Below are 24,840 nucleotides of genomic sequence, written 5' to 3'. Positions count from 1 at the left end.
AATGCGCCCGCATCAACCGGGCTGCATGTCTCATGCCTCTCAGAACGAGTGGTGTATGCCTGCCGCAATCACGGTCTGCGTGCGCCCGCTGGCAACGCCCACGGAATTCATCGCCGCCACGCCATCCGAGGCGCGCTGGTGCGTGACCGAGGCATGCAGCTGCGTGCGTTTGGACAAGGCATAGCGTGCGCCCAGGTGCAGCTGGTTCCACTTCGTCTGCTCGAAGCGGCTGAAGGAGTAGCCCGTGTTGATGGTCACGGACTGGCTGGTCTGCCAGGCCAGGCCCAGGTCAAGGGCACTCATGTTGCTGGAGGCCCCGCCGTACTTGAGCGTGGAGCGCGTCAGCAGCGCGTTGAGCCGGACCGGAAGCGCATCGAGCTGGTAACCGCCGCCGATGCCCAGCACCTGGAAGGTATCGAGCACCAGCGGCCGGCCGGCCACCAGGTCCTGGCCCAGCGCGTTCGCCAGGCCCGTGCGCCCGGCGATATCGAAGGCACGGCCACGCGCATCGGTGTAGGCCACGGCCAGATTGAGCTTGGCACTGGAATAGCTGCCCATGACGCTGTAGGTGCGGTTGGCCTGCGAGCGGCCCGGCACCTCGCCAAAGCCGTACTGCGCGCCGAACTGCATGCCCCCCATGCTGGGCGTCAGGTAGACCACGGAGTTGTCCACCGGAAACTGGCTGGACAGACCGTCCAGGTTGCCGGGGTGGTAGAGATAGAAGTTGTAGAGCTGGTAGCCGTTGCCCCACTGGCTCAGCGTGCCGGCCGTGAAATCGACCTGGCGACCCAGCCGCACCGAGCCCATCGACGCGCTGTCCAGACCCACCCAGGAAGCCCGGTTGAAGTAGCTGGTCGGCGAGATCGGCGAGCCGATGTCCGTGAGGAATCCGTTCTCCAGCTGGAACGAGGCCTTCAGGCCGCCGCCCAGGTCCTCCGACCCGCGCAGGCCCCAGAGGTCAGGCTGGGAAATGGCCGAATCCATGCGCGTCAGCCGGCTCCCGCGAACATCGCTGATCCAGGGCATGGTCAGGTCCATGCTGCCGTACAGCGTCACCGAACTCTGGGCCAGCGCCGCTCCCGCGCCGCCCAGCATCGCCAATGCGGCAATTGCTTTGTATTTCATCGCAAGGCTCTTTCATCGTGAGATGGGTAAAAAAATTCCACAAGTGGCAATTTTTAACACCACGCCACGGAAGATGCCTGGCAAGGCGCGAACTAATTTCCACTTATGGAAATATTAGCTGCGCGGGCCGAATTCTGGTTCTGGGGTTTTCATCTACCGCGTTGTAGGTAGGTCTCGGGAGATGGAAGCAAGGGACAGGCATTGCACCTGTCCCGCGCAAGGCGCTCAGCGTCCCAGCGCCTGATCCACGCCCATGTTGGCCAGCGCGTCGGCGCGCTCGTTGCCGGGATCGCCCGCATGGCCCTTGACCCAGCGCCAGTCGATGCGGTGCCCGCCCCCCTGCACCAGGGCGTCCAGCCGCTGCCACAGCTCCACGTTCTTGACGGGCTCCTTGGAGGCCGTCTTCCAGCCCTTGGCCTTCCAGCCATGGATCCATTCGGTGATGCCCTTGAGCACGTACTGGCTGTCGATGTAGAGCACCACATCGCAGGGCCGCCTGAGCGCGGACAGCGCCTCGATCACGGCCATCATCTCCATGCGGTTGTTGGTCGTGTTCAGCTCGCCGCCGAACAGCTCTTTCCTGGCGCTGCCGGCCTCCAGCACCACGCCCCAGCCACCGGGACCCGGATTGCCCTTGCAGGCGCCGTCCGTGTAGATAACAACTTGATTCAAAAAATTTCCTTGGGTTGAATGGCCCGGCCTTCAGGCCGGTTGGAATGCGGATCGCTGCCCTGCACCGCCTGCGCCGGCATGCGCCGGCATGCGGTGGGCCACAGGCACGGAGGCGCCCGACACGGCTGCGCGGCCACGCCAGGCAGGCTCCAGCATGCGCGCGCCCGGCACGCGCTTGACGGCCACCACGCAGTACACGCCGCCCAGCATGGGCCAGCCCAGCCGCCCCACGCGGTCCATGAACTGCCAGCGCCGCAGCCAGCGATCCGTCTGCACGGCAGGACGATAGCAGCCGAACTGCACGGCCTCGATCTCGAAGGCCAGCAATCGCAGCCAGTCGCGCAGCCGCCAGTAGCCCACGCCCCAGCCCACATCGGGCAGATACACGCCCCGCTCGGCGCGGCGCTGCACGCCCAGCAGACTGGCGGGGTTGAGCCCGCACACGACGATACGGCCCTCGGGCATCAGCACCCTGGCCGCCTCGCGCAGCACGGCATGCGGGTCCGGCGAGGTCTCCAGCGTGTGCGGCATGACGACGAGGTCGAGGCTGGCCTCGGGAAACGGCAGCGCTGCCGGATCGGCCAGCAGCGCCACGGGGACCTCCAGCGGCGGCACTGCCTCGGCTGGCGCCGCATCCTGCATGGAATCCAGGGCCAGCCAGCGGTGCGGCATGCGATTGGCGCGCAGGCCCTGGAGCATGGGCATGCCCAACTGCAGGCTGTGATAGCCGAAAATATCGGCCACCGCCTCGTCGCAGCGCTGCTGCTCCCATTCCAGCAGGTAGTGGCCGAGGGCAGATTGCGTCCAGTGATGCGTCCCTATAATTTTGCTGCTCATGAACCTGTTGCCCATCCCCGCTTTTTCCGACAACTACATCTGGCTGCTGTACGACGCAGGGCAGGCCCTGGTCGTCGATCCCGGCGATGCAGCGCCCGTGCTGGCCAGCCTGCGCCAGCTGGACTTGCAGTTGCAGGGCATTTTAGTCACCCACCACCATGCCGATCATGTCGGCGGCGTGGCGCAGCTGCGCCAGGCCACGGGCGCCCAGGTCTGGGGCCCCGCCTACGAGCAGTTGCCCGAACCCGTGCAGCGCGTGCACGGTGGCGATACCGTGCAGGCCCTGGGCGGCCCCTGGCAGGTCATTGACGTGCCCGGCCACACCAGCGGCCACATCGCCTTCTACAGCACGGCGGCGCAGGCGCAGCCCGTGCTGTTCTGCGGCGATACGCTGTTTTCAGGGGGGTGCGGGCGCCTGTTCGAAGGCACGCCGCAGCAGATGCAGCAATCGCTGGACGATCTGGCCGCGCTACCGGACAACACCCTGGTCTGCTGCGCACATGAGTACACAATGTCCAACCTGCGCTTTGCGCAGGCCGTGGAACCAAACAACCAGGCCCTGGCTCACTACCAGAGGCATTGTCAGGCGTTGCGCGAGGCCGGCCGGCCCACGCTGCCTTCCCTGATGGAGACCGAGCGCTCCATCAATCCCTTTCTTAGAACGCGCGAATCCGCAGTGGCCGCCGCCGCCGCAGGCTTCGACGCACAGGTGAGACAGCAGGACCCCGCCAGCGTGCTGGCCGGCCTGCGCCAATGGAAAAACGTCTTCTGATGAAACTGCTACACACCCTGCTGCTGGGCAGCCTGCTGGCTCTTGCGGGCTGCGCCACCACCAGCAGCCCGGACCTGGCCAGCACGGCCCCCGCCCCCAGCACCGCACCGCATTCCCCGATGTACCCCAACGGACCGCTGAGCCCGCTGGGCACAGGCAGCGCCGGCAACGGCGGCGTGGCCTCGCTGGAGACCACGGGCGATCTGTGGGTACGCATCCGCCAGGGCTTCGCCATGCCCGACCTGGACCAGGATCTGGTCAAGGACCGCGAGCAGTGGTATGCCAGCCGGCCCGACTACATACAGCGCATGACCGAGCGCTCCAGCAAGTACCTGTTCCACATCGTCGAGGAACTGGAGCGGCGCAACATGCCCACCGAGCTGGCGCTGCTGCCCTACATCGAGAGCGCCTTCAACCCGCAGGCCGTCTCCACCGCCAAGGCGGCCGGCATGTGGCAGTTCATGCCGGCCACCGGCACCTATTTCGACCTCAAGCAAAACGCCTTCCGCGACGACCGCCGAGACGTGCTGGCCTCCACGCGCGCCGCGCTGGACTACCTGCAAAAGCTCTACGACATGTTCGGCGACTGGCACCTGGCCCTGGCCGCCTACAACTGGGGCGAAGGCAGCGTGGGCCGCGCCATCAAGCGCAACGAGAAGCTGGGCCTGCCCACGGGCTACACCGACCTGCAGATGCCGGCCGAGACCCGCATGTACGTGCCCAAGCTGCAGGCCGTCAAGAACATCGTGGCCAACCCCGATGCGTTCAACACCGAGCTGCCGCTGATCGAGAACCACCCCTACTTCCAGACCGTCACCATCACCCGTGACATCGACGTGGAACTGGTGGCCAAGCTGGCCGACGTGTCGACCGATGACTTCAAGGCGCTCAATCCCAGCTTCCGCAAGCCGGTGATCTTTGCGGCCGGCACGCCGGAGATCCTGCTGCCCTGGGACAACGCCAAGGTGTTCCGCCGCAACATGCAGGCCTTCGACGAAGGCCAGTACGCGAGCTGGACCGTGTGGACCGTGCCTTCCACCATCAGCGTGGCCGAGGCGGCCCAGCGCGTGGGCCTGGGCGAGTCCGACCTGCGCGCCCTCAACAACATCCCGCCGCGCATGCTGATCAAGGCCGGCTCCGCGCTCATGGTGCCGCGCGGCGCCAACGTGCGTGCCGACGTGGCCGGCCACGTGGCCGACAACGGCCAGATCAGCTTTGCCCCCGAGATCGTCACGCGCCGCACCACCATCAAGGCCCGCAAGCGCGACACGCTGATCAGCGTGGCCAACCGCTACGGCGTCAGCGCATCCAACCTGGCGGACTGGAATGACCTGAAGTCCTCCGCCACCCTGCATGCCGGCCAATCGCTGGTGGCCTACCTGCCGGTGCGCGCCAGCAGCGGCGGCAATGCCCGGGCGGCCAAGTCCACCGGAACCGCGCGCAAGGTGGCCGTGCAGCCGCAAAACCGCAACGCCAAGGTGTCGGTCACCACGGCGCCGCGTGGGGGCAAGCCATCCAAGGTGAAAAAGCGCTGAAGGCGCTGAAGGCACCGCCACTGCCCCACTCCAAAGAGCCCGCTTTCGCGGGCTCTTTTGCGTGCGGCCCGGGGGCTCAGGTGTGGAAACGCTGGCGGGACTGCCGCACGAATTCGTTGGTGAACGAGCGCTCCAGGTCGATACCGCTGCGCGCCAGCGCAGGGTTGAGCCGGACCAGGGCGCGCAGGGCCGTGGCAGGCCCGTCATCGGGCATCAGGCCATCGGGCGAGATGGTAGTGCGCATGTGCTCGAAGGCCGACAGATAGGCGCGCCGCGAGCCCAGCAGATAGGGTGCAGGCACGGCCCTGAGCACATCCATGGGCGCGGCGGTCTGCAGCCACTTGAGCGATCGGACCATGGCATTGCTCAGCGCCTGGGCCTTGGCCGGGTTCTTGCGCAAAAAGGCCTGGGTCGCGTACAGCGTGCCCGAGGGCATGGAGCCGCCGTACAGCTGCGCGCTGCTGCGCAGATCACGCAGGTCTCTGACGATGCGCACGGCACCCTTGTCCTCCAGCACGCTCATCAGAGGGTCCGCATGGCACAGCGCATGCACGCGCCCGGTGCGCAGCGCCTCCATGGCGTCAGGCCCCGAGCCCACACCCACCAGTTGCACCAGATCGGCCTCCAGACCATCGCCCAGCAGCATCAGTTGCACGGCCCGGGCCGTGGATGCGCCCAGCGAGGACACGCCCACGCGCCGCCCGCGCAGGTCGGCCAGCGTCTGGTAGCGCGGCATCCAGCGCGAGGACACGCCCAGCGCAATCTGCGGCGCACGCCCCTGCACGACGAAGGCACGCAGCACACTGCCGCGCTGCTGCGCGACAAGCGTGTGTTCATAGGCACCCGCGCACACATCGGCGGCGCCCGATTCCAGCGCCTGCAGCGACTGCGACCCGCCCGGATAGTCATCGATGCGCACGGTCAGGCCCTCGGCCTCGAAGTACCCCAGTTGCTGGGCAATCACCAGCGGCAGGTAATACAGCAGGCCCTGACCGCCCACGGAAATCGTCACCAGCTCGGCCGAACCGAGGGAAGGAAACGACCAAAGGGAACCCAGCCCCATGAGGCTCAACAAGGTTCGGCGATCAAGCACGTGGGAAGACATGGTGGTTATTTTGCTGCAGTGCAGCACGATCATGCCCAGAGCCCGCATGCACAGCATCGGTGCTTGCCCGTATGTGAAACACCGTAGGCTTCAGGGCCAGCACGGTGCGCGGTGAACACGCGCCCGGCCCTCACCCAGGTCTCACCCAGGCCTCAGCGGTAGCCCGCGAAAAACAGCAGCAGATTCACCACCAGCGCCAGCGCCCAGGCCAGACTGCGCAGCGTGGCGCGGTCCGTCACATAGAAGGCGATGTAGGCAATGCGCAACACAACAAAGGCCACGGCCAGGCCATCGACACGCGCGGACGGTGCACCCAATTGCCAGGCAACCAGCAAGGCGCCAATGAAGAACGGCAGGCACTCGAAGCTATTGGCCTGCGCCGCGTTGGCCCGTGCCTGGTAGCCCGTCTGCTGCGCCAGCCAGGCCCGGGGTTCGTGGTTGTCGAAACCGCGCTGCCCCGGCCGGTGCTTCATGCCGGGCGCCTTGGCGATGTAGGCGCAGGCCAGCGGCAGCAGGGCCGCCACCAGCAGGCACCAATGCGCTATGGAGAAGCCGCCGGGCGGCAGGATGACAGAGGTCGGCATACAGGCTCCTGATGAATAGACAAGAAACGCCAGCCGCCTCGGCCACTACCGGCGGTCCACCAGCGCATGGGCGATCGTACCCAGGTCCACGTATTCGAGTTCGCTGCCTATGGGCACGCCGCGCGCCAGCCGCGTCACATGGATGCCGCGCGCCTTCAGGGCCTCGCTGATCGCATGGGCCGTGGCCTCGCCTTCGGCCGTGAAGCTGGTGGCCAGGATCACCTCCTGCACCTTGCCGTCGCCGGCACGCTCCAGCAGGGATGACAGGTTCAGATCGCGCGGACCTATGCCGTCGAGTGGCGACAGCCGCCCCATCAGCACGTAGTAATAGCCCTGGTAGGCACCCGTGCGCTCCATGGCCGCCATATCGGCGGGCGCCTCCACCACGCACAGCCGGGCCGCGTCACGCCCTTCGTCCTGGCAGATGGAGCAGATGCGGCCTTCGGTGAAGGTATGGCAGCGCTCGCAGTGGGTGACCGACTCCACGGCCGTGGTCAGGGCACGGGCCAGTTGCCGCGCGCCGTCCTGGTCGCGCTGCAGCAGATGGAAGGCCATGCGCTGCGCCGACTTGATGCCCACACCCGGGAGCCTGCGCAAGGCCTCGATCAGGCCATCGAGCGATTGCACGTCCGACATGGCAGCTTCCTTTCAATGGAGAAGGGTCTCAGAAAAAAAGCGATCTGCAGGGGCAGATCGCTCGATGGCCACTCCACACGAGTGGGCAGCTGGAGAAGCCGGCATGGCCTCTCCAGGCTGTTCGGCACAACCGCTGGGGCCTGCCTCAGAACGGGAACTTCATGCCGCCCGGCAGGCCGGGCATGCCGGCCGTGAGCTTGCCCATCTTCTCGTTGGAAGTCTCTTCGGCCTTGCGCACGGCGGCGTTGAAGGCGGCAGCCACCAGGTCTTCCAGCATGTCCTTGTCTTCGGCCAGCAGGCTGGGGTCGATGGTGATGCGCTTGACGTCGTGCTTGCAGGTCATGACCACCTTCACGAGGCCCGCGCCCGATTCACCTTCCACCTCGATGTTGCCCAGTTCATCCTGAGCCTTCTTGAGGTTGTCCTGCATGGCCTGGGCTTGCTTCATCAGGCCGGCCAGTTGTCCTTTGTTGAACATGTGAGTTCCTTCTTCTGTAGGGTAAAAACGAAACGCTCTGGAGCGTGTCAGGGCTGAATGGATACGGGCTTGATACTGCCGGGCACGATTTTCGCGCCATGGCTGCGGATCAGGGTCTGCACCAGAGAATGATTCATCACGATGTCTTCTGCAATGCGCTGGCGCTCATGGCTGGCCACCGCATTGCGCCGCGCGGGGCTGTCCACCACGGCGCCTTGCTCCACATGCAGTTGCCGGGCCAGGCCGGCAGCCTCCAGCGCTGCACGCAGGCGCTCACGCGTGGCGGGCTGGGCCAGCGAGCTGCTTTCCACGCGCAGCGTCCATGCATCGCCATCGCGCGCCACCAGTTGCGACTGCAGCGCCAGCTGCCGCGCCAGCGCCGTGACGGCCTCGGCCTGCACCAGTTGCTGGACGGCAGCGTGCCAGACATCGCCCTCGGGCGTGCGCTCCACGGTCGGCGCGGGTGGCGCACCGGGGGACTGGCGGCCACGTTCGGGAGCGAAGTCCTGCACATCGATCTGAGTGTCGATCTGCGGTTCGGACTGCCGTGCCACGGCAGCGGCAGGCGGCTCAAGGGCCAGATCTCCGTCATCGCTCCAGCGGCCTTCGTCGGCCCAGCCTTCATCGGGCATCCCGGCCCAGGCACCCTCGTCCGGTGCATCGGCATCCTGCGCCTGCGGCGCCTCATCGGCAGAAGAGTCTTCGTCTTCCTGCACATCGTCCACGGGCTCATCCACAGGCTCGTCCAGGGGCCCTTGGGCGACACGGGCGGCCGGCTGCACCTCTGGAGCAGCGGAAGGCCTGGCCTCCTGGACAGGCGCAAGCACGGGTTCCGGCCTGGCAACCGCGGCCACGGCCACGGGCGCCTGAACAGGCGCTGCAGCCGCAACGGCTTGCACCACGGGAGCGACCACGGCGGGCGCAGCGGTCACGGGAGATGCGACAGGCGCGACAGGAGCAGGAGGCGCGACCGGGACGGGCATGGCCGCCTTGGCTGGGGCAGCGGGAGCCTCGGGCACAGCGGGAGCCTCAGGCACAGCGGGCTGTGCGGGCCGCGCCTGCGCAACGGGCGCGGGAGATTCAGGCTTCGCCGTGGAGGGGGTCAGCGCTGGAGTTTTTTTTTCAGCCGCGCCCGGGGCGGGCTCTGCAGATTGCGGCTTGAACGCCAGCAGCCGCAGCAGCGCCATGGTCAGCGCCGCGTACTCGTCGGGTGCCAGGCCCAGTTCGGCCAGGCCATGCAGGCAGATGCTGTAGAGCAGCTGGGTTTCGTCGCGCGGCATCAGCACCGCAAGGCGGGCGATCTCTGCGGCTTCTGGATCGCTGGCGTCGGCGGCCATCTGCTGCGGCACGGCCTGTGCCACAGCCATGCGCTGCAGCACGGCGCACATTTCCTCCAGCGTGGAGGCAGCGGACAGGCCATTGCGGCGCAGCGCCTCGGAGGTTTCCACCACCACCTGGCCATCGGCCTGGGCGAGTGCCTCGATCAGGCGGAACACATGGCTGCGGTCCACGCTGCCCAGCATCTGGCGCACCGTGGCCTCCTGCAGCTGTCCGCTGCCAAAGGCAATGGCCTGGTCGGTCAGCGACAGCGCATCGCGCATGGAGCCACGCGCGGCGCGCGACAGCAGGCGCAGGGCCTGGGGCTCGGAGGCCACGCCTTCCTGCCCCAGCACCTGGCCCAGATGCTCCAGTACGGTCTCGGGCGCCATGGGCCGCAGGTTGAACTGCAGGCAGCGGCTGAGCACGGTCACGGGCACCTTCTGCGGATCGGTGGTGGCCAGCACGAACTTCAGGTATTCGGGGGGCTCCTCCAGCGTCTTGAGCATGGCGTTGAAGGCCGTGTTCGTGAGCATGTGCACTTCGTCGATCATGAAGACCTTGAAGCGTCCCTGCACCGGCTTGTAGACAGCCTGCTCCAGCAGGCTCTGCACCTCGTCCACGCCACGGTTGGAGGCAGCGTCCAGCTCCGTGTAGTCGGGAAAGCGCCCGCTGTCGATTTCGGTACAGGCCGCACAGACGCCGCAGGGCGTTGCCGTGATGCCGCCCTGGCCATCGGCGCCCTGGCAGTTGAGCGACTTGGCCAGAATGCGCGAGACCGTGGTCTTGCCCACGCCGCGCGTGCCGGTGAACAGATAGGCATGGTGCAGGCGCTGCTGCGTCAGGGCATTGGTGAGCGCCTGAACGACATGCTCCTGCCCCACCATTTCAGAGAAATTGCGGGGGCGGTATTTGCGGGCCAGCACAAGATAAGACATCCCGCGATTCTACGGGGCTGGGCGCCCTTGCCCGAGGCGACCCGGGTTTGGCCGGCCATGTCGTCCGGGCGGCCCGGTGTTTGCCCCTATAATCGAGAGTGACGGGCCTCCTCGCATGGGGAAGCGGCCAACCGGGTCAGGTGGGGAACCAAGCAGCCCTAACCGTGAAACCAGTGCCGAGGGCAAGGCTCGTCACCTTCATTGAACAGCAGGCCCTGCGGGCGCCTGCCCCGTCCAGGCCCGCTGCGGCACCCTCTCCTCCTTAACGCTCTGCGCCATCCACCTTGAGATAGCGCGCAACGCCTTGCGCCGCCTGCAGGCCGCTGGCCATGCACGCCGTCAGCAGGTAGCCGCCCGTGGGAGCCTCCCAGTCCAGCATCTCGCCGGCGCAGAAAACGCCAGGAGCGGCTGCGCACATGCCGTTGGCGTCCAGAGCTTCCAGCCGCACGCCGCCTGCGGTGCTGATGGCCTCGTCAATGGGTCGGGCCGCCACCACGGTGATGGGCAGGGCCTTGATGGCATGGGCCAGCCGCACAGGGTCGGCCACACCTTCCTTGCCCAGCACCTCATGCAGCACGGCGGCCTTGATGCCGTCCAGGCCCAGGCGCCCCTTCAGATGGCTGGCCAGGCTGCGCGAGCCGCGTGGATGGCGCACTTCCACCAGCACGCGCTCGGGCGTCAACTGGGGCAGCAGGTCGAGATGGACGGTGGCCTGCCCGTCCCGCGCAATCGCTTCGCGCAGCGCCGCAGAGACGGCATAGATCAGGCTGCCTTCCACGCCCGTGGTCGTGGCAATGAATTCGCCCTTGCGCGAGAAAACATGGCCCTTGCCATCATCAAAGGACAGCGCCACCGACTTGAACGGCTGGCCCGCAAAGCGCTCGGTGAAATAAGGACTCCAGCCGCGCGCAGGCTGGGGGCTGGCGCCCAGCAGCTCGGCCATGAACTCCCGGCGATCGATCTGTCCGCCCGAAGCCGCGCCATCCAGGCCCACATCGAACCCGCAGTTGGAAGGCTTCAACGCAGCGACTTCAACACCGCGCTGCTCCAGCAAGGGCAGCCAGGCGCCATCCGAGCCCAGGCGCGCCCAGCTGCCACCGCCCAATGCCAGCACCACGGCCCTTGCACGCACCTGCAGCCGCCCTTCGGGTGTATCAAAGCCCAGCGCATCGCCGTCCTGCCAGCCCACCCAGCGGTGGCGCGTGTGCAGCACCACGCCCTGGGTCTGCAGACGCACCAGCCAGGCACGCAGCAAGGGCGCAGCCTTCATGTCCTTGGGGAATACGCGGCCCGAGCTGCCCACAAAGGTTTCCACGCCCAGTTCACCGGTCCAGGCACGCAGTTGATCCGGGGACAGCAGCTCCAGCCAGCGCGACACCTCGGCACTGCGCTCGCCGTAGCGGGAGACAAAGGCGGGCAGGTTTTCGGAATGGGTCAGGTTGAGCCCGCCCTTGCCTGCCATGAGGAACTTGCGCCCAGCGGAGGACTTGGCCTCGAACACATGGACATCCAGCCCCTTGCCGGCCAGCCCTTCGGCCGCCATCAGGCCCGCAGGCCCCGCACCGATCACCGCCACATCGCAGTCCATCGTGCGCGCTGCCGCACCGGGTTCAAAAGCATCCATCACATCAGTTTCCATTCCATGCTCGCATTCAACTTGGCGCTGCCGGCCGGCACATATGCCTGCAGCGCGGGCGCGCAGAATACCCTGCCGCAGGCCGGTCTGCGCGCAGGCGCCACTAATTCCCGGAGTCCCGGCAACCCTGTCGCCACCCCATAAACAGCTATGACAGTCATAGCATTGAGCTACCGCCCATACGGTGCAGCAGGTGATAGGTTTCTGTCACAATCTTTTTGCGGTGCGGATTTTCCTGCGCCTTCCTCATTGCGAAAAATCAAGGACTCCACCCATGGCCAGCGAACTGATCAAACACATCTCCGACGCAAGCTTTGAAGCCGACGTCTTGCAGCCTGGCACCACGGTGCTGGTCGATTACTGGGCCGAATGGTGCGGCCCCTGCAAGATGATCGCCCCCATCCTCGACGAAGCAGCGCAGACCTACAAGGAAAAGCTGTCCATCGCCAAGATGAATGTGGACGAGAACCGCGAGATCCCCGCCAAGTTCGGCATCCGCGGCATTCCCACGCTGATGCTGTTCAAGGATGGCCAGCTGGCCGCCACCAAGGTGGGCGCCCTCAACAAGGCACAGCTGTCCGCTTTCCTGGAACAGCACCTGGCCTGATTCCCCCGACGGCCCCGCACACGGGGCCGTCACAGATGCGGGCCGGCGTTGGCCGCAGCACCGCATCGCACTGGCACATAAACGAGGCGCCAGCGCAAATTTCCCTGTGACCTTCGGATTTTTTCCTGTCATAATGCCCTTCATCACCGGCCTTATGCATTGAAGGCCGCGCTGAGACCCTCAGGCAAGCCAGCCCACTTCCACAGTGTTTCGCTTGGCTCAACGCCTTCCCCTGGTTTCTTTCCACTCCGTTCTGGAGTCACTCCATGCACCTTAATGAACTCAAGGCACTGCACGTGTCTGAAGTCCTGAAGCAGGCCGAAGCGCTTGAGATCGAAAACGTCGGTCGCATGCGCAAGCAAGAGTTGATGTTCGCCATCATCAAAAAGCGAGCCAAGGCAGGCGAACAAGTGTTCGCCGACGGCGTGCTGGAAATCCTGCCGGACGGTTTCGGCTTTCTGCGCAGCCCCGACACCAGCTATACGGCCAGCACCGACGACATCTACATCTCGCCCAGCCAGGTCCGCCGCTTCAACCTGCACACCGGCGACATGATCGAAGGTGAAGTGCGCACGCCCAAGGATGGCGAGCGCTACTTCGCACTGACCAAGCTCGACTCCGTCAACGGCGGCTCGCCCGAGCAGAACAAGCACAAGGTGCTGTTCGAGAATCTGACCCCCCTGTTCCCCACCCAGCAGCTGCGCCTGGAGCGCGAGATCAAGGGTGAGGAGAACATCACCGGCCGCATCATCGACATCATCGCCCCCATCGGCCGCGGCCAGCGCGCGCTGATCGTCGCACCGCCCAAGAGCGGCAAGACCATGATGATGCAGAGCATCGCCCACTCCATCACGGCCAACCATCCCGACGTGCACCTGATGGTGCTGCTGGTCGATGAGCGCCCCGAAGAAGTGACCGAGATGCAGCGCTCGGTCAAGGGCGAAATCATCGCCTCCACCTTCGACGAGCCCGCCACGCGCCACGTGCACGTGGCCGAGATGGTGATCGAGCGCGCCAAGCGCCTGGTCGAGCTCAAGAAGGACGTGGTCATCCTGCTGGACTCCATCACCCGCCTGGCCCGCGCCTACAACAACGTCGTGCCCTCGTCGGGCAAGGTGCTGTCGGGCGGCGTGGACTCCAACGCCCTGCAGCGCCCCAAGCGCTTCTTCGGCGCGGCACGCAATGTGGAAGAAGGCGGCTCGCTGACCATCATCGCCACGGCCCTGGTCGATACCGGCAGCCGCATGGACGAAGTGATCTTCGAAGAGTTCAAGGGCACGGGCAACAGCGAACTGGCCCTGAACCGCCGTCTCTACGAAAAGCGCGTGTTCCCCGCCATCGAACTCAACAAGAGCGGCACACGCCGCGAAGAACTGCTGCTGGCTCCCGAGATCCTGCAAAAGACCCGCATCCTGCGCCAGTTCATGTACAACATGGACGAGATCGAGGCCATGGAGCTGATGATCAAGAACATGCGGGCCACGAAGACCAACGTGGACTTCTTCGACATGATGCGCCGCGGCGGCTGATCTCAGAGATCCAGCCCACGGCCCCTACAGACGCCTCGCTCACGCGGGGCGTTTTGCATTCCAGCCGCCCGTCTCACCACGCTGCGACAGACGTGCCCAGCGCACAGGCCGCGCGCTCCCAGTGCATGGGCGCACCCGCCACCTCCACCGGCGCCCGCAGGCGCCGCGCCGCGCCCCAGGAGGTCGCCTCGATCGCCGCGCTGAAATCCTCGGCACCGTTCACCGGCGCCAGCGGGCAGGCATCCGGGTCGCCCACGCCATGCCCCGCCAGAAGATGCGCCGTGCGCGCCAACGAGGCGCGCACCGTGCTGCCGCCCTGCCCCTGCATGCGCCGCACCAGCGCCATCACCACGGCGGCAGCCATCAGATAGCCGGTGGCGTGGTCCAGCGCCTGCAGCGGCAGGGGCGTGGGCCGGTCACGGCCCAGCCGGTGCATGCCTGCATCGGCAATGCCGGCGCTCATCTGCACCAGGCTGTCGAAGCCGCGCCGCTGCTGCCAGGGCCCGCTCCATCCATAGGCGTTGAGCGACACATCGATGAGCGAGGGATTCAGCCGACGGCGCCACGCGGCCCCGAATCCCAGCCCCTCCAGCGCACCGTCCCGGTAACCGTGGACCAGCACGTCGGCGCCGGCCAGCAGTTGCTCGAACACGGCACGATCCTGGGGCGCGCGCAGGTCCAGCCGGGCACAGCGCTTGCCCAGCGTGACTTCAGGCACCGTACCCGGCTCCTCCCAACCGGGCGGATCGATGCGCAGCACCTCGGCACCATGGCCCGCCAGCCAGTGCGTGGCGGCGGGACCGGCCAGGATGCGCGTCAGATCCAGCACGCGCAGCCCCTGCAGCGGCCGCTGCGCCGATGGCTGCCACGCACCAGCACTGAAACTGAAGGGCTGGCCCGGCTGCGGATGCATCTGCCACGCCAGCAAAGGCTCCTGCTGCACGGCCTGCCCCTGCGGATGCGCAGCCCAGGCAGCCAGCCCGCGCATGGCGGCGGCACAGCCACCCTGCGCGACAACGGCCGACTCCAACTCATGCGCCGTCCAGCGCCTGACCGCCGTCGCTACAGCCTCCCGATCGGCCGACTTGTCGAGCACGGCCAGCGCCGCTGCACGGTGGTGGGGCGCATTGGTATGCAGGCGGATCCAGCCATCGGCCGTGCGGTAGTCACCGGCCACGGCGTCCCACAGCGCGGGCATCTCCCAGCCCAATGGATGCAGGCTGCTGCCGAACCACAGGGACGCGAGCCTGCGGTCCACCACCACCTGCGGCGCGGCAGCGCCGCATTGGGCCACCAGCTCGGAGATGGCAAGGCCTGCCACACCCAGGCTGGCCGCCGCCAGATCGGAGACCGGAAACACCGAGGCCAAGGCGCCTCGCCCGCACATCTCCAGACGGTGCAGCGCGCCCTGGGCACCTTCCAGTGCCGCCCAGATCTGGGCGGCGCAGTGATCAAAAGCGCAAGGGGACGGAAGACTGGACATGGAGCACTCCTGGCAACGGAAACAAGGGTTGGAACTCGCACCATAGATTTCCAGAAAATATTGTCAATATTGATTGAATAAATCAACATATCATCACATCCATGCCCGACTACCTGAACTCGACCGAAGCCACCGCACTGCTGGGCGTGAGCCGCGCCACGCTGTATGCCTATGTCAGCCGAGGACTGCTGCACGCCCACGCGGCAGACACGCCGCGCGAAAGCCGCTACCTGCGCGAAGAGGTCGAGCAGCTCGCGCGCCAGCGCGGGCAGGGCCGCAAACCCCGCGAAGTCGCCCAGGCCGCGCTCAACTGGGGACTGCCGGTGCTGGAGTCATCGATCACGCTGATAGAACAGGGCCGCCTCTACTACCGTGGCGAGGACGCCGTGGACTGGGCACGCTCGCACACGCTGGAAGAGACCGCCGCCCTGCTCTGGCAATACCCGGCCGATGCCGCCTTCGCCGCACACGCCGTGGAGGCCGCCCCTGTGCTGGCCGACCTGCAGCAGCGCATGGCCGGCCAGCCTTGCGAAAACACGCTGCTGGCCCTGTTCACCGTCGCCAGCGATGACGCGGCCACTGCCGCATGGCAGCAATCGCCCGAACGGCTGGCGGCAGGCTGCGGAGCGCTCCTGCGCCTGCTGGCGGCCTGCCTGCTGGGCACGGCGCCGGACAAGGCCCCCATCCACCTGCAATGCGCCCAGGCCTGGGCGCTGGACACACAAGGCGCCGACCTGGTGCGCATGGCCCTGGTGCTGTGCGCCGACCATGAACTCAACGCCTCCGGCTTCACGGCGCGCTGCGTGGCGTCCACGGGCGCCAGCCTGCGGGCGGCCGTGGTGGGAGGACTTGCCGCCCTGACGGGAGGGCGCCACGGCGGCACGACCGCGCGCGTCGAGGCGCTCTGGGACGAGCTGGGCGAGGCGCAGGCCCCGGCACGCCTGCGCCAGCGCCTGGCGCGCGGCGAGACCCTGCCCGGCTTCGGCCACCACCTCTACCCCGAAGGCGATGTGCGCGCCGCCCTGCTGCTGGAAATGCTGCCCAGGCAGGGACCGGCGGCGGCCCTGGCGGCCGAAGTGATGGCACTCACTGGCCTGGCCCCTTCGGTCGATTTCGCATTGGTGGCCCTGCGGCGGCACCTGCAGTTGCCGGCGGGCAGCGCCTTCGGGCTGTTCGCGCTGGGCCGCTGCGCTGGCTGGCTGGCACAGGCGCTGGAGCAGCGCGCCACACGGCAGATCATTCGGCCACGCGCGGCGTACACGGGCCCCAGGCCCGCCGGCTTGGCACGCAACTGAGCACTATGCGATAATGCAGGGCTTTTTCTTGCGGAAAGTACGCTTGATTTGAACCGCTACAAAGGTTGCAGCGGGTCAGGCACGGCTACCGCACTTGCATCAGAAGGAAAGATCATGAAAGAAGGCATCCACCCCAACTACCGCGAAGTTCTGTTCGTGGACCTGTCCAACGGCTTCAAGTTCGTGACCCGCTCCTGCGTGAACACGAAGGAAACCGAAACCTTCGAAGGCAAGGACTACCCCCTGTTCAAGCTGGACACCTCGTCCGAGTCGCACCCGTTCTACACCGGCACGCAAAAGTCGGTGGACAACATGGGCGGCCGTGTGGAGCGCTTCCGCAACCGTTTCGGCAAGAAGTAAATCCTGCTTCTCCGGCCAGAAGGGCAGCACGGGCAACCGCGCTGCCCTTTTGTTTTTCGCAGTCCGGCCAATCCCTGCCGGCCAGCCATGTTCCACGCTTTTCGAGGCCCTTGCTTCGCGTATTCTTGCGCCCTCCGTTGCAGAAAGTCCTGTGAGTGAACCAGCCCACCCCTGCCATCGTTGCCCAAAGCGCCGTGCGCCGCCTGCCCCGCTGGTCGCTGCTGCTGCTGTGCCTGGCCTATGTCGTGCCCGGATATGTGGGGCGCAGCCCCTGGCGCATGGCCGACATGGAGGCCTTCGGCTACATGCGGGAGCTGGCCCTGGGCCATACCTCGTGGCTGGCACCGCGCATGGCGGGCCTGCTGCCCGAATCCGAGGGCCTGCTGTCGTACTGGCTTGGCGCGCTGGCCATGCAGGGAGCGCCTTCCTGGCTGCATCTGGAGATGGCGGCACGCCTGCCCTTCATCGCCATGCTGGTGCTTACGCTGACGGCCACCTGGTGGGGCGTGTACTACCTGGCGCGCACGCCGGGCGCGCGCCCCGTGGCCTTCGCCTTCGGCGGCGAGGCACAGCCCACCGACTATGCGCGCGCCATGGCCGATGGCGGCCTGCTGGCCCTGGTGGCCTGCCTGGGCCTGGCCCAGCTTTCCCATGAAACCACCAGCTACATGACCCAGCTCGGCTGCGCGGCCCTGCTGTTCTTTGCCGCCGCAGCCATGCCCTACCACGGCCGCACCGCCATGCTGGCGCTGCTGCTGGGCCTGCCGGGCCTGGCGCTGAGCGGCGCGCCCACCGTGGCCACGCTGTTCGGCCTGGGCGGTGCGACCATGGCGTTTTTCTCGCGCACCTGGGGTGATGAGCCCTCGCCCGCGCCGCGCGAGGCGCGCATCTGGACCGCGCTGTGGCTGGGGGTCACGCTGCTGGCGGCTGCACTGTCCTGGTGGCTGGACCAATGGGCCTGGCGCCTTGTGGACAGCGGCACCGCCAAGGAATGGCAAAGCCTGGTCAGGCTGCTGCTGTGGTTCAGCTGGCCGGCCTGGCCGCTGGCCATGTGGACCCTGTGGGTCTGGCGCCGCCAGATCGCCGCGCCTCGCCGCTATCCCCATCTGGCGCTGCCGCTGTGGTTCGCCGTCATTCCGGTGATCGCTTCGCTGAGCACGCTGCCTGCGGACCGTGCCCTGCTGCTGGGCCTGCCCGCCATCGCCACGCTGGCAGCCTTTGCCCTGCCGACGCTGCGCCGCAGCATCAGCGCCTTGATCGACTGGTTCACCCTGCTGTTCTTCAGCGCCGCCGCCATTGCCATCTGGGTGATCTGGCTCTCGCTGCAGACAGGCATTCCCGCCAAGCCGGCCGCCAATGTGGCCAGGCTGGCTCCGCAGTTCACGCCGGAATTCTCGGTGCTCTCCTTCGCCGTGGCGGTTGCCGCCACCTTGGCCTGGTGCGTGCTCGTCGCCTGGCGCACATCGCGCAACCGCGCCGCCATCTGGAAGAGCCTGGTGCTGCCGGCCAGCGGCGCCACGCTGGGCTGGCTGCTGCTGATGACGCTGTGGCTGCCGCTGCTGGACCACGCGCGCAGCTTCGAGCCGCAGATGCGACAGGTGCTGGCCGAACTGCCCAAGGACGGCAGCTGCGTGCAAACCTATGGCCTGCCCCGCGCGCACATTGCGGCGCTGCGCTTTTACGGCGACATCGACACCCAACGCCTGAGCATGGCCGGCGCCGCCCGCTGCGACTGGATGGTGGCCGAGGAAGAAACCTGGCTGGACCCGCACAGTGCGCGCCTGCAGGGCACCTGGGAAACCGTGGCCCGCGTGGTGCGCCCCACCGATCGCAAGGACTTCCTGCTGGTCTTGAAGCGCAGGCCCGAGGCGAGCCGCGCCCAGGCCAGGCCATGAACCAGCCCGCACGCGCGCCCCTGGGCACCGAACGACGCACCATCGCCCAGCACGCGCTGACCGTGCTGGCCGGGCAGCTGGCGGTGATGGCCTTCGGCGTGACCGACACCATCGTGGCGGGCCGCTACGCCGAAGAGGCGCTGGCAGCGCTGTCCGTGGGCTCGGCCATCTTCGTGAGTGTCTATGTCTCGCTGATGGGCATCTTCCAGGCCCTGCTGCCGCTGTGGGCCGAGCATCGCGGGGCCGGACAGCCCGAGGCCATAGGCCGCACGCTGCGCCAGGCCATGTACATGCTGCTGGCCGCCTGCGCCCTGGGCATGGGCGTGCTGCTGTTTCCCGATGCTCTGCTGCGCTGGGCCGATGTGCCGCCACCGCTGCAGGTGGAGGTGCGGGCCTATCTTTCGGTGCTGGCCTGGAGCCTTCCGGCCGCGCTGCTGTTTCGCATCTACAGCACACTGAACCAGGCGCTGGGCCATCCCCTGCTGGTGACCTGGCTGCAGTTGCTGTCGCTGCTGCTGAAAATCCCCCTGTCGATCTGGCTGGCCTTTGGCGGCGCCGGCCTGCCTGCGCTGGGCGCCGAGGGCTGTGCCTGGGCCACGCTGGTGGTGAACTACGCCATGGTTGCCCTCGCATTCGTGCTGATGCGCAGCCAGCGCCTGTATGCGCCCCTGGCGCTGTGGCAGCGCATGGAGCCCCCGGACTGGCCGCAACTGGCGCAGTTCGCTCGACTGGGCGTTCCTGCAGGGCTGGCAATTTTGGTGGAGGTGACCTCGTTCACGCTGATGGCCTTGTTCGTGGCGCGCCAGGGCACGCTGTCCTCGGCCAGCCACCAGATTGCTGCCAATCTTGCGGCGCTGTGCTACATGGTGCCCCTGTCGCTGGCGATTGCCACGAGCGCGCGGATCAGCTACTGGCGCGGCGCGGGGGAAGAGGCCATGGCGCGCCGCCTTGTCACCATGGGCTGGCGGCTTGCGGCAACGGGTGGACTGGTGCTGGCCTCGGCACTGTTCCTGTCCCGCGAGGGCCTGGCCCGCATCTACAGCAGCAACCCCGAGGTGGTGGCCACTACCGCCAGCCTGCTGGCCTGGGTGGCTGCCTACCATGTGGCCGACGCCGTGCAGACCTTCTGCCTCTTCGTGCTGCGCTGCTACCGCATCACCGTGGCGCCCCTGGTCATCTACTGCCTGCTGCTGTGGGGCGGCGGACTGGCCGGCGGATACTGGCTGGCCTACGGCACGGACAGCGCCCTGCCCGCCTGGCTGCACCATGGCACGCCCGCCCCGTTCTGGGCCAGCAGTGCCTGTGCGCTGCTCGTGACGGCCCTGGTGTTCAGCGCCATCGTGCGCAAAGCCACAAGCCGCTGAACGGCAACCGCCGTTGACACGCGACCACGCCTATGCGGCGCGGCTTTCGCGGGCCTCGCCGACTTCGCGTGTGCCTGGGGCCGCGATGCGGACGCGGCTGGCCGGAAAGGTCACGGAAAACTCCGACCCCTGGCCCGGCGCGCTGGTGATGCCCAGCTTGGCGCCATGGCGCTGCAGCACATGCTTGACGATGGCCAGGCCCAGGCCCGTGCCGCCGGTGTCGCGCGAACGGCTGCGGTCCACACGGTAAAAGCGTTCTGTCAGACGCGCCAGGTGCTTGGGTTCGATGCCGGGCCCGGAGTCCTGCACGGCAAAGCGTGCCGATCCATCAGGCAGGCTCTCCCAGGTCACCTCGATGCGCCCGCCTGCCGGCGTGTAGCGCATGGCGTTGGCCAGCAGGTTGGAGAAAGCGCTTTGCAGCTCGGCGCTGGCGCCGGCCACCTCACCGGCCTGCGCCAGCATCTCTGCCGACGGAAAGCTCAGCGCATGCGGCAGGGATTGCTTGCGCGTGAGCATGGAAGACAGGCCGCGCGCCTCGTTCTCGCAGCGCTGCATCAGCTGGGCCACGGGCACCCATTCGTTGCTGCTGGGCAAGGGGCTGCCCTCCAGGCGCGACAGCGCCAGCAGGTCTTCCACCAGATGCTGCATGCGCTCGGCCTGCTGGGCCATCAGTCCCAGGTAGCGGTTGCGCTCCTCGGGCTCCAGCGGCAGGTTCTGCAGCGTCTCCACAAAGCCCACGAGCACGGTCAGCGGCGTGCGGATTTCATGCGAGACATTGGCCACGAAATCGCGGCGCATGGCCTCGGCCTGCTCCACCGCAGTGACATCGCGCGCCAGCAGCAGCTTGCGCCCTTCGCCATAGCCATACAGCTGCACCGACAGCTTGACGGGCCGCGAGGCCGTGCTTTCGCGGCCCTGCATGACCAGGTCGCGTGAGAAATCCTGGGTGGCGAAATAGGCGCTGAACTCGGGGTCGCGCACCAGGTTGCCAATGCTTTGCAGCAGGTCGCGTTCGGCATCGAAGCCGAACTGCCGCGCCGCGATCTGGTTGCACCATTCGATGCGCCCATCGGCGTCCAGCAGGACCACGCCATTGGGGCTGGCCTGCAGGGCGGAAAGAATGTCGTTGAGGCGCTGATCGCCCTGCTGCACCTGCTGCACGCTCTGGCGCAGCCACCGGCGCATGCGCACGCTGGCCTCACCCCAGATGCCGCTGAGCTCGGGCGCCTCCCGCAGCTCCGACTGGCGCAGCCAGGACAGCAGGCGCATGGCGTTCCAGCTGTCCACCAGCCACCAGATCCAGCCCGCGCACAGCGCCCCGGTCAGGGCCGCCACGGCCTGGGCGGCCATGCCGGGGCTGGAGGCGGACATGACGCCCCAGAGCCACCAACCCAGCAATGCGCCCGCGATCTGGGACGCCAACAAGCGGAAACCTCGCCAACCCATACTTGCGCCTTCTTTGCGTTGTATTCGCTGCCCTGGGCAGCGGCGCCCTGGCATGACCCGTGAAGGCCATGCGTGGATTCATGCGGAAAAAGCGGCCTCAGGCCAGCGCCTGCGCGCTGAGCCGGTAGCCGGCGCCGCGTACCGTCTCGATCAATGCACCAGCCATTCCCAGCGCCTCGCGCAGCCGCTTGACGTGCACGTCCACCGTGCGCTCCTCGATGAAGACGTGATCGCCCCAGACCTTGTCCAGCAACTGGGCACGGCTGTGCACGCGCTCGGGGTGCTTCATCAGGTAGTGCAGCAGCTTGAACTCGGTGGGCCCCACCTTGATCATGTCGCCCTGCCAGCTCACGCGGTGCGCGGCGGCATCGAGCACCAGCTCGCCGATATTGACCTTGTCCTGGATCTGCTCGGGTGCACGGCGCCGCAGCACGGCACGGATGCGCGCGAGCAGCTCCTGGGTCGAGAAGGGCTTGGTGATGTAGTCATCGGCGCCCGCATCGAGCCCCGCCACCTTGTCCGGTTCATCGCCGCGCGCCGTGAGCATCAGAATGGGCACGGCCTTGGTGCGGCCGTCCGCGCGCCATTTGCGCGCCAGGGACAGGCCGCTGGCGCCGGGCAGCATCCAGTCAAGCAGGATCACGTCGGGCAGCACGGCATCCAGCTCGCGCTGAGCCGTCACGCCATCCTCGGCCCAGACCGGCTGGAAGCCGTTGTGCCGCAGGTTGACAGCGATCAGCTCCGCGATGGCGGGCTCGTCCTCGACGATGAGGACCATGGGCATCTTCTTCATCCGTTGTTCGCCTCCGGCACTTACAGCACTGCCGACTCAATGGCATCCATGGTCTGGTGACGGACATCCTTGCCCTCCACCAGATAGATGATCAGCTCGGCCACATTCTTGGAATGGTCGCCGATGCGCTCGATGGCCTTGGCCAGGAACAGCAGGTCCAGGCTGGCCGAGATGGTGCGAGGGTCTTCCATCATGTAGGTGATGAGCTTGCGCACGAAGCCGTCGAACTCCTGGTCGATCAGATCATCTTCCTTCAGGATGGCCACGGCCGCCTTGGTGTCCAGGCGTGCAAAGGCGTCCAGCGTCTTGCGCAGCAGGCCCGAGGCCATCTCGGCCGCCGTGCGCAGGTCGCCCGTGGGCAGGGAGCGCGCAGCACCGCTTTCGATGATGGACTTGACCATGCGAGCCATCTTGTGCGCTTCATCACCCATGCGCTCCAGATTGGCCGTCGCCTTGGAGAAGGCGATCAGCAGGCGCAGGTCGCGCGCCGTGGGCTGGCGCCGGGCGATGATGGACGAGAGCTCGTGGTCGATCTCCACTTCCATGGCGTTGACGCGCTTTTCCGCGGCATCGACCTGCTCCACGGCCTCGATGCTGAAGCGCGACAGCGCATAGACCGCCTGGCGGATCTGGGACTCGACCAGGCCGCCGAGCTCCATGACGCGCGCAGAGACGCGGTTGAGTTCGCTGTCGAACTGGCTGGAAAGGTGTTTTTCGTTCATCGATTGCTCCTGCTCAGCCGAAGCGGCCTGTGATGTAGTCTTCCGTTTCCTTGCGCTGGGGCTTGAAGAACATCTGCTCGGTGTCTCCGAATTCCACCAGATCGCCCAGGTACATGTAGGCCGTGTAGTCGCTGCAGCGCGCTGCCTGCTGCATGTTGTGCGTCACGATGACGACGGTGTAGTCGTTCTTCAGCTCGGCAATCAGCTCCTCGATCTTGGCCGTGGAGATCGGGTCCAGGGCCGAGCAGGGCTCGTCGAGCAGCAGCACTTCGGGCTTGATGGCAATGCCGCGCGCGATGCACAGGCGCTGCTGCTGGCCGCCGGACAGGCCCGAGCCGCTTTGCTGCAGCTTGTCCTTGACCTCGCCCCACAGGGCCGCCTTGCGCAGTGCCCATTCCACACGGTCGTCCATGTCGGAGGAGCTGAGGTTTTCAAACAGCTTCACGCCGAAGGCGATGTTGTCGTAGATGGACATGGGAAACGGCGTGGGCTTCTGGAAGACCATGCCCACCTTGGCGCGGATCAGCGCCACGTCCTGCTTGCTGGTCAGCAGGTTCTCGCCGTCCAGCATGATCTGGCCTTCGGCGCGCTGCTCGGGGTACAGCTCGAACATGCGGTTGAAGGTGCGCAGCAGCGTGGACTTGCCACAGCCCGACGGGCCGATGAAGGCCGTGACCTTCTTTTCGGGGATGTCCAGGTTGATGCCCTTGAGGGCGTGGAACTTGCCGTAGTAGAAGTTCAGGTCGCGAACCGTCAGCTTGGAGGAGTTCAGCGCGGTGGAAGAGGTCGCAGTCATTGCGTGATCCTTGTCCTTGTTGATTGCTTATTGCTGCATTACTTCTGGCGGGTCAGGAACCGCGCCAGGATATTGAGACCGAGCACAGCCACGGTGATCAGGAACACGCCGGCCCAGGCCAGTTGCTGCCAATTCTCGTAGGGGCTCATCGCGAACTTGAAGATCGTCACCGGCAGGCTGGCCATGGGCTTGGACAGGTCGGCATTCCAGAACTGGTTGTTCAGCGCCGTGAACAGCAGCGGAGCGGTTTCCCCGGCAATGCGGGCCACGGCCAGCAGCACGCCGGTGATCACGCCGGCACGCGCTGCACGCAGCGTCACCATGATGATGACCTTCCACTTGGGCGTGCCCAGTGCATAGGCCGCTTCGCGCAGGCTGGCAGGCACCAGTACCAGCATGTTCTCGGTGGTGCGGATGACCACGGGAATCACGATCAGCGCCAGCGCCACCACGCCCGCGTAGCCGGAAAAGCTCTTGAAGCGCGCCACGACCACGGTGTAGACGAACAGGCCGATCACGATGGAAGGCGCCGACAGCAGGATGTCGTTGACGAAGCGCGTGGTATTGGCCAGCCAGCCGCGCGCATCGTATTCGGCCAGGTAGACACCGGCCATCACGCCGATGGGCGTGCCGACGAAGGTGGCCAGCGCCACCATGATCAGCGAGCCGAAGATGGCGTTGGCAATGCCGCCCGCCTCATTGGGCGGAGGCGTCATTTCGCTGAACAGCGCCAGGCTCAGGCCGCCGATACCCAGCGTGATGGTTTCCCACAGGATCCAGACCAGCCAGAACACGCCGAAGGCCATGGCAGCCAGCGACAGGGTCAGCGCCACCTGGTTCACGCGCTTGCGCTTGGCGTACTTGGCCTGGCGCACGCGCGTCAGTTCGGCGGCATTGATCATCTTGGTGGAGGTG

23 protein-coding genes and 1 other RNA gene are annotated in these 24,840 nt (G+C 66.8%); 9 read left to right on the top strand and 15 right to left on the bottom strand.

Features of this window, described 5'->3' with window-relative positions; translation table 11 throughout:
* Window positions 1–39 precede the first annotated feature (39 nt).
* The 3 genes from JHD82_RS01200 to JHD82_RS01190 all read right to left on the bottom strand — a co-directional run bounded on the left by JHD82_RS01200 (window position 40) and on the right by JHD82_RS01190 (window position 2,634).
* Window positions 40–1,125, bottom strand: a complete 1,086-nt coding sequence (locus JHD82_RS01200; protein WP_012206693.1) for a porin — start codon at window positions 1,123–1,125, stop codon at window positions 40–42.
* A gap of 225 nt (window positions 1,126–1,350) precedes the next feature.
* The gene (gene rnhA / locus JHD82_RS01195) at window positions 1,351–1,797 is read right to left on the bottom strand and encodes a ribonuclease HI (RefSeq protein WP_016447441.1); all 447 of its coding nucleotides are present in this window, start codon (window positions 1,795–1,797) and stop codon (window positions 1,351–1,353) included.
* Window positions 1,798–1,827: 30 nt separating this feature from the next.
* Window positions 1,828–2,634, bottom strand: a complete 807-nt coding sequence (locus tag JHD82_RS01190; RefSeq protein WP_199135164.1) for a class I SAM-dependent methyltransferase — start codon at window positions 2,632–2,634, stop codon at window positions 1,828–1,830.
* Between JHD82_RS01190 and gloB the strand changes: the two genes are divergently transcribed.
* Together gloB and JHD82_RS01180 are read left to right on the top strand one after the other, a co-directional pair.
* Window positions 2,633–3,406 (top strand): hydroxyacylglutathione hydrolase, encoded by a 774-nt coding sequence (gene gloB / locus JHD82_RS01185; RefSeq protein ID WP_199135163.1) that lies wholly within the window; start codon window positions 2,633–2,635, stop codon window positions 3,404–3,406. The genes JHD82_RS01190 and gloB overlap by 2 nt on opposite strands.
* Complete coding sequence (locus JHD82_RS01180) at window positions 3,406–4,941, top strand: transglycosylase SLT domain-containing protein (protein ID WP_012206697.1); 1,536 nt, start codon at window positions 3,406–3,408, stop codon at window positions 4,939–4,941. The genes gloB and JHD82_RS01180 overlap by 1 nt, the downstream gene beginning before the upstream one ends.
* 76 nt (window positions 4,942–5,017) lie before the next feature.
* Here JHD82_RS01180 and JHD82_RS01175 read toward each other — a convergent pair whose 3' ends face one another.
* The 5 genes from JHD82_RS01175 to dnaX all read right to left on the bottom strand — a co-directional run bounded on the left by JHD82_RS01175 (window position 5,018) and on the right by dnaX (window position 9,999).
* Window positions 5,018–6,103 carry an ABC transporter substrate-binding protein gene (locus JHD82_RS01175; protein ID WP_012206698.1) on the bottom strand — a complete coding sequence of 362 codons (1,086 nt, stop codon included), beginning with the start codon at window positions 6,101–6,103 and terminating at the stop codon, window positions 5,018–5,020.
* Between the two features lie 95 nt (window positions 6,104–6,198).
* On the bottom strand, window positions 6,199–6,630 hold the full coding sequence (locus JHD82_RS01170; RefSeq protein WP_012206699.1) for an MAPEG family protein: 432 nt from the start codon (window positions 6,628–6,630) through the stop codon (window positions 6,199–6,201).
* Between the two features lie 45 nt (window positions 6,631–6,675).
* Window positions 6,676–7,266 (bottom strand): recombination mediator RecR, encoded by a 591-nt coding sequence (gene recR, locus JHD82_RS01165; RefSeq protein WP_012206700.1) that lies wholly within the window; start codon window positions 7,264–7,266, stop codon window positions 6,676–6,678.
* A gap of 145 nt (window positions 7,267–7,411) precedes the next feature.
* Entirely contained in the window at window positions 7,412–7,744 is a 333-nt protein-coding gene (locus JHD82_RS01160; RefSeq protein ID WP_012206701.1) for a YbaB/EbfC family nucleoid-associated protein, read from the bottom strand.
* Between the two features lie 47 nt (window positions 7,745–7,791).
* Window positions 7,792–9,999 carry a DNA polymerase III subunit gamma/tau gene (gene dnaX, locus JHD82_RS01155; RefSeq protein WP_199135162.1) on the bottom strand — a complete coding sequence of 736 codons (2,208 nt, stop codon included), beginning with the start codon at window positions 9,997–9,999 and terminating at the stop codon, window positions 7,792–7,794.
* A 100-nt stretch (window positions 10,000–10,099) separates the two neighbouring features.
* On the opposite strand from dnaX, the gene ffs reads away from it, so the two are divergent.
* An RNA gene (gene ffs / locus JHD82_RS01150) (signal recognition particle sRNA small type) lies at window positions 10,100–10,196 on the top strand.
* Window positions 10,197–10,261: 65 nt separating this feature from the next.
* On the opposite strand, the gene JHD82_RS01145 is transcribed toward ffs, so the two are convergent.
* Window positions 10,262–11,638: a TIGR03862 family flavoprotein gene (locus tag JHD82_RS01145; RefSeq protein ID WP_199135161.1), complete on the bottom strand. Its 1,377-nt coding sequence runs from the start codon at window positions 11,636–11,638 to the stop codon at window positions 10,262–10,264.
* A 271-nt stretch (window positions 11,639–11,909) separates the two neighbouring features.
* Here JHD82_RS01145 and trxA point away from each other — a divergent pair, with 271 nt between their 5' ends.
* On the top strand, window positions 11,910–12,242 hold the full coding sequence (gene trxA / locus JHD82_RS01140) for a thioredoxin TrxA (protein WP_012206704.1): 333 nt from the start codon (window positions 11,910–11,912) through the stop codon (window positions 12,240–12,242).
* 266 nt (window positions 12,243–12,508) lie between these two features.
* Window positions 12,509–13,771 (top strand): transcription termination factor Rho, encoded by a 1,263-nt coding sequence (gene rho, locus JHD82_RS01135; protein ID WP_012206705.1) that lies wholly within the window; start codon window positions 12,509–12,511, stop codon window positions 13,769–13,771.
* A gap of 73 nt (window positions 13,772–13,844) precedes the next feature.
* Here the strand turns inward: rho and JHD82_RS01130 are convergent, their stop codons facing one another.
* Window positions 13,845–15,254 (bottom strand): CoA transferase, encoded by a 1,410-nt coding sequence (locus JHD82_RS01130; RefSeq protein ID WP_199135160.1) that lies wholly within the window; start codon window positions 15,252–15,254, stop codon window positions 13,845–13,847.
* Window positions 15,255–15,355: 101 nt separating this feature from the next.
* Between JHD82_RS01130 and JHD82_RS01125 the strand changes: the two genes are divergently transcribed.
* The 4 genes from JHD82_RS01125 to JHD82_RS01110 all read left to right on the top strand — a co-directional run bounded on the left by JHD82_RS01125 (window position 15,356) and on the right by JHD82_RS01110 (window position 20,168).
* On the top strand, window positions 15,356–16,549 hold the full coding sequence (locus tag JHD82_RS01125; protein WP_199135159.1) for a citrate synthase family protein: 1,194 nt from the start codon (window positions 15,356–15,358) through the stop codon (window positions 16,547–16,549).
* A gap of 114 nt (window positions 16,550–16,663) precedes the next feature.
* On the top strand, window positions 16,664–16,909 hold the full coding sequence (locus JHD82_RS01120) for a type B 50S ribosomal protein L31 (protein WP_012206708.1): 246 nt from the start codon (window positions 16,664–16,666) through the stop codon (window positions 16,907–16,909).
* A 155-nt stretch (window positions 16,910–17,064) separates the two neighbouring features.
* Window positions 17,065–18,804: a hypothetical protein gene (locus JHD82_RS01115; protein WP_199135158.1), complete on the top strand. Its 1,740-nt coding sequence runs from the start codon at window positions 17,065–17,067 to the stop codon at window positions 18,802–18,804.
* Window positions 18,801–20,168, top strand: coding sequence for an MATE family efflux transporter (locus tag JHD82_RS01110; protein ID WP_199135157.1), 1,368 nt, complete (start codon window positions 18,801–18,803; stop codon window positions 20,166–20,168). Before JHD82_RS01115 ends, JHD82_RS01110 begins: the two co-directional genes overlap by 4 nt.
* Before the next feature lie 30 nt (window positions 20,169–20,198).
* Here JHD82_RS01110 and phoR read toward each other — a convergent pair whose 3' ends face one another.
* From phoR to pstA, 5 genes are all read right to left on the bottom strand, one after another.
* A complete protein-coding gene (phoR, locus tag JHD82_RS01105) occupies window positions 20,199–21,593 on the bottom strand; it encodes a phosphate regulon sensor histidine kinase PhoR (RefSeq protein WP_012206711.1) in 1,395 nt (464 codons plus the stop codon).
* A 118-nt stretch (window positions 21,594–21,711) separates the two neighbouring features.
* Window positions 21,712–22,407 (bottom strand): phosphate regulon transcriptional regulator PhoB, encoded by a 696-nt coding sequence (gene phoB / locus JHD82_RS01100; RefSeq protein ID WP_199135156.1) that lies wholly within the window; start codon window positions 22,405–22,407, stop codon window positions 21,712–21,714.
* A gap of 20 nt (window positions 22,408–22,427) precedes the next feature.
* On the bottom strand, window positions 22,428–23,129 hold the full coding sequence (gene phoU, locus JHD82_RS01095; RefSeq protein WP_012206713.1) for a phosphate signaling complex protein PhoU: 702 nt from the start codon (window positions 23,127–23,129) through the stop codon (window positions 22,428–22,430).
* Between the two features lie 13 nt (window positions 23,130–23,142).
* Window positions 23,143–23,925: a phosphate ABC transporter ATP-binding protein PstB gene (pstB, locus tag JHD82_RS01090; RefSeq protein ID WP_012206714.1), complete on the bottom strand. Its 783-nt coding sequence runs from the start codon at window positions 23,923–23,925 to the stop codon at window positions 23,143–23,145.
* Window positions 23,926–23,963: 38 nt separating this feature from the next.
* Window positions 23,964–24,827: a phosphate ABC transporter permease PstA gene (gene pstA / locus JHD82_RS01085; protein ID WP_034398840.1), complete on the bottom strand. Its 864-nt coding sequence runs from the start codon at window positions 24,825–24,827 to the stop codon at window positions 23,964–23,966.
* Window positions 24,828–24,840 lie beyond the last annotated feature (13 nt).

It is taken from the genome of Delftia sp. ASV31 (genome assembly GCF_016428765.1).
Taxonomy (GTDB): domain Bacteria; phylum Pseudomonadota; class Gammaproteobacteria; order Burkholderiales; family Burkholderiaceae_C; genus Comamonas; species Comamonas acidovorans.
The sequence above is the reverse complement of the archived record's forward strand: the minus strand, read 5'-3'. Positions and strand labels throughout refer to the sequence as shown.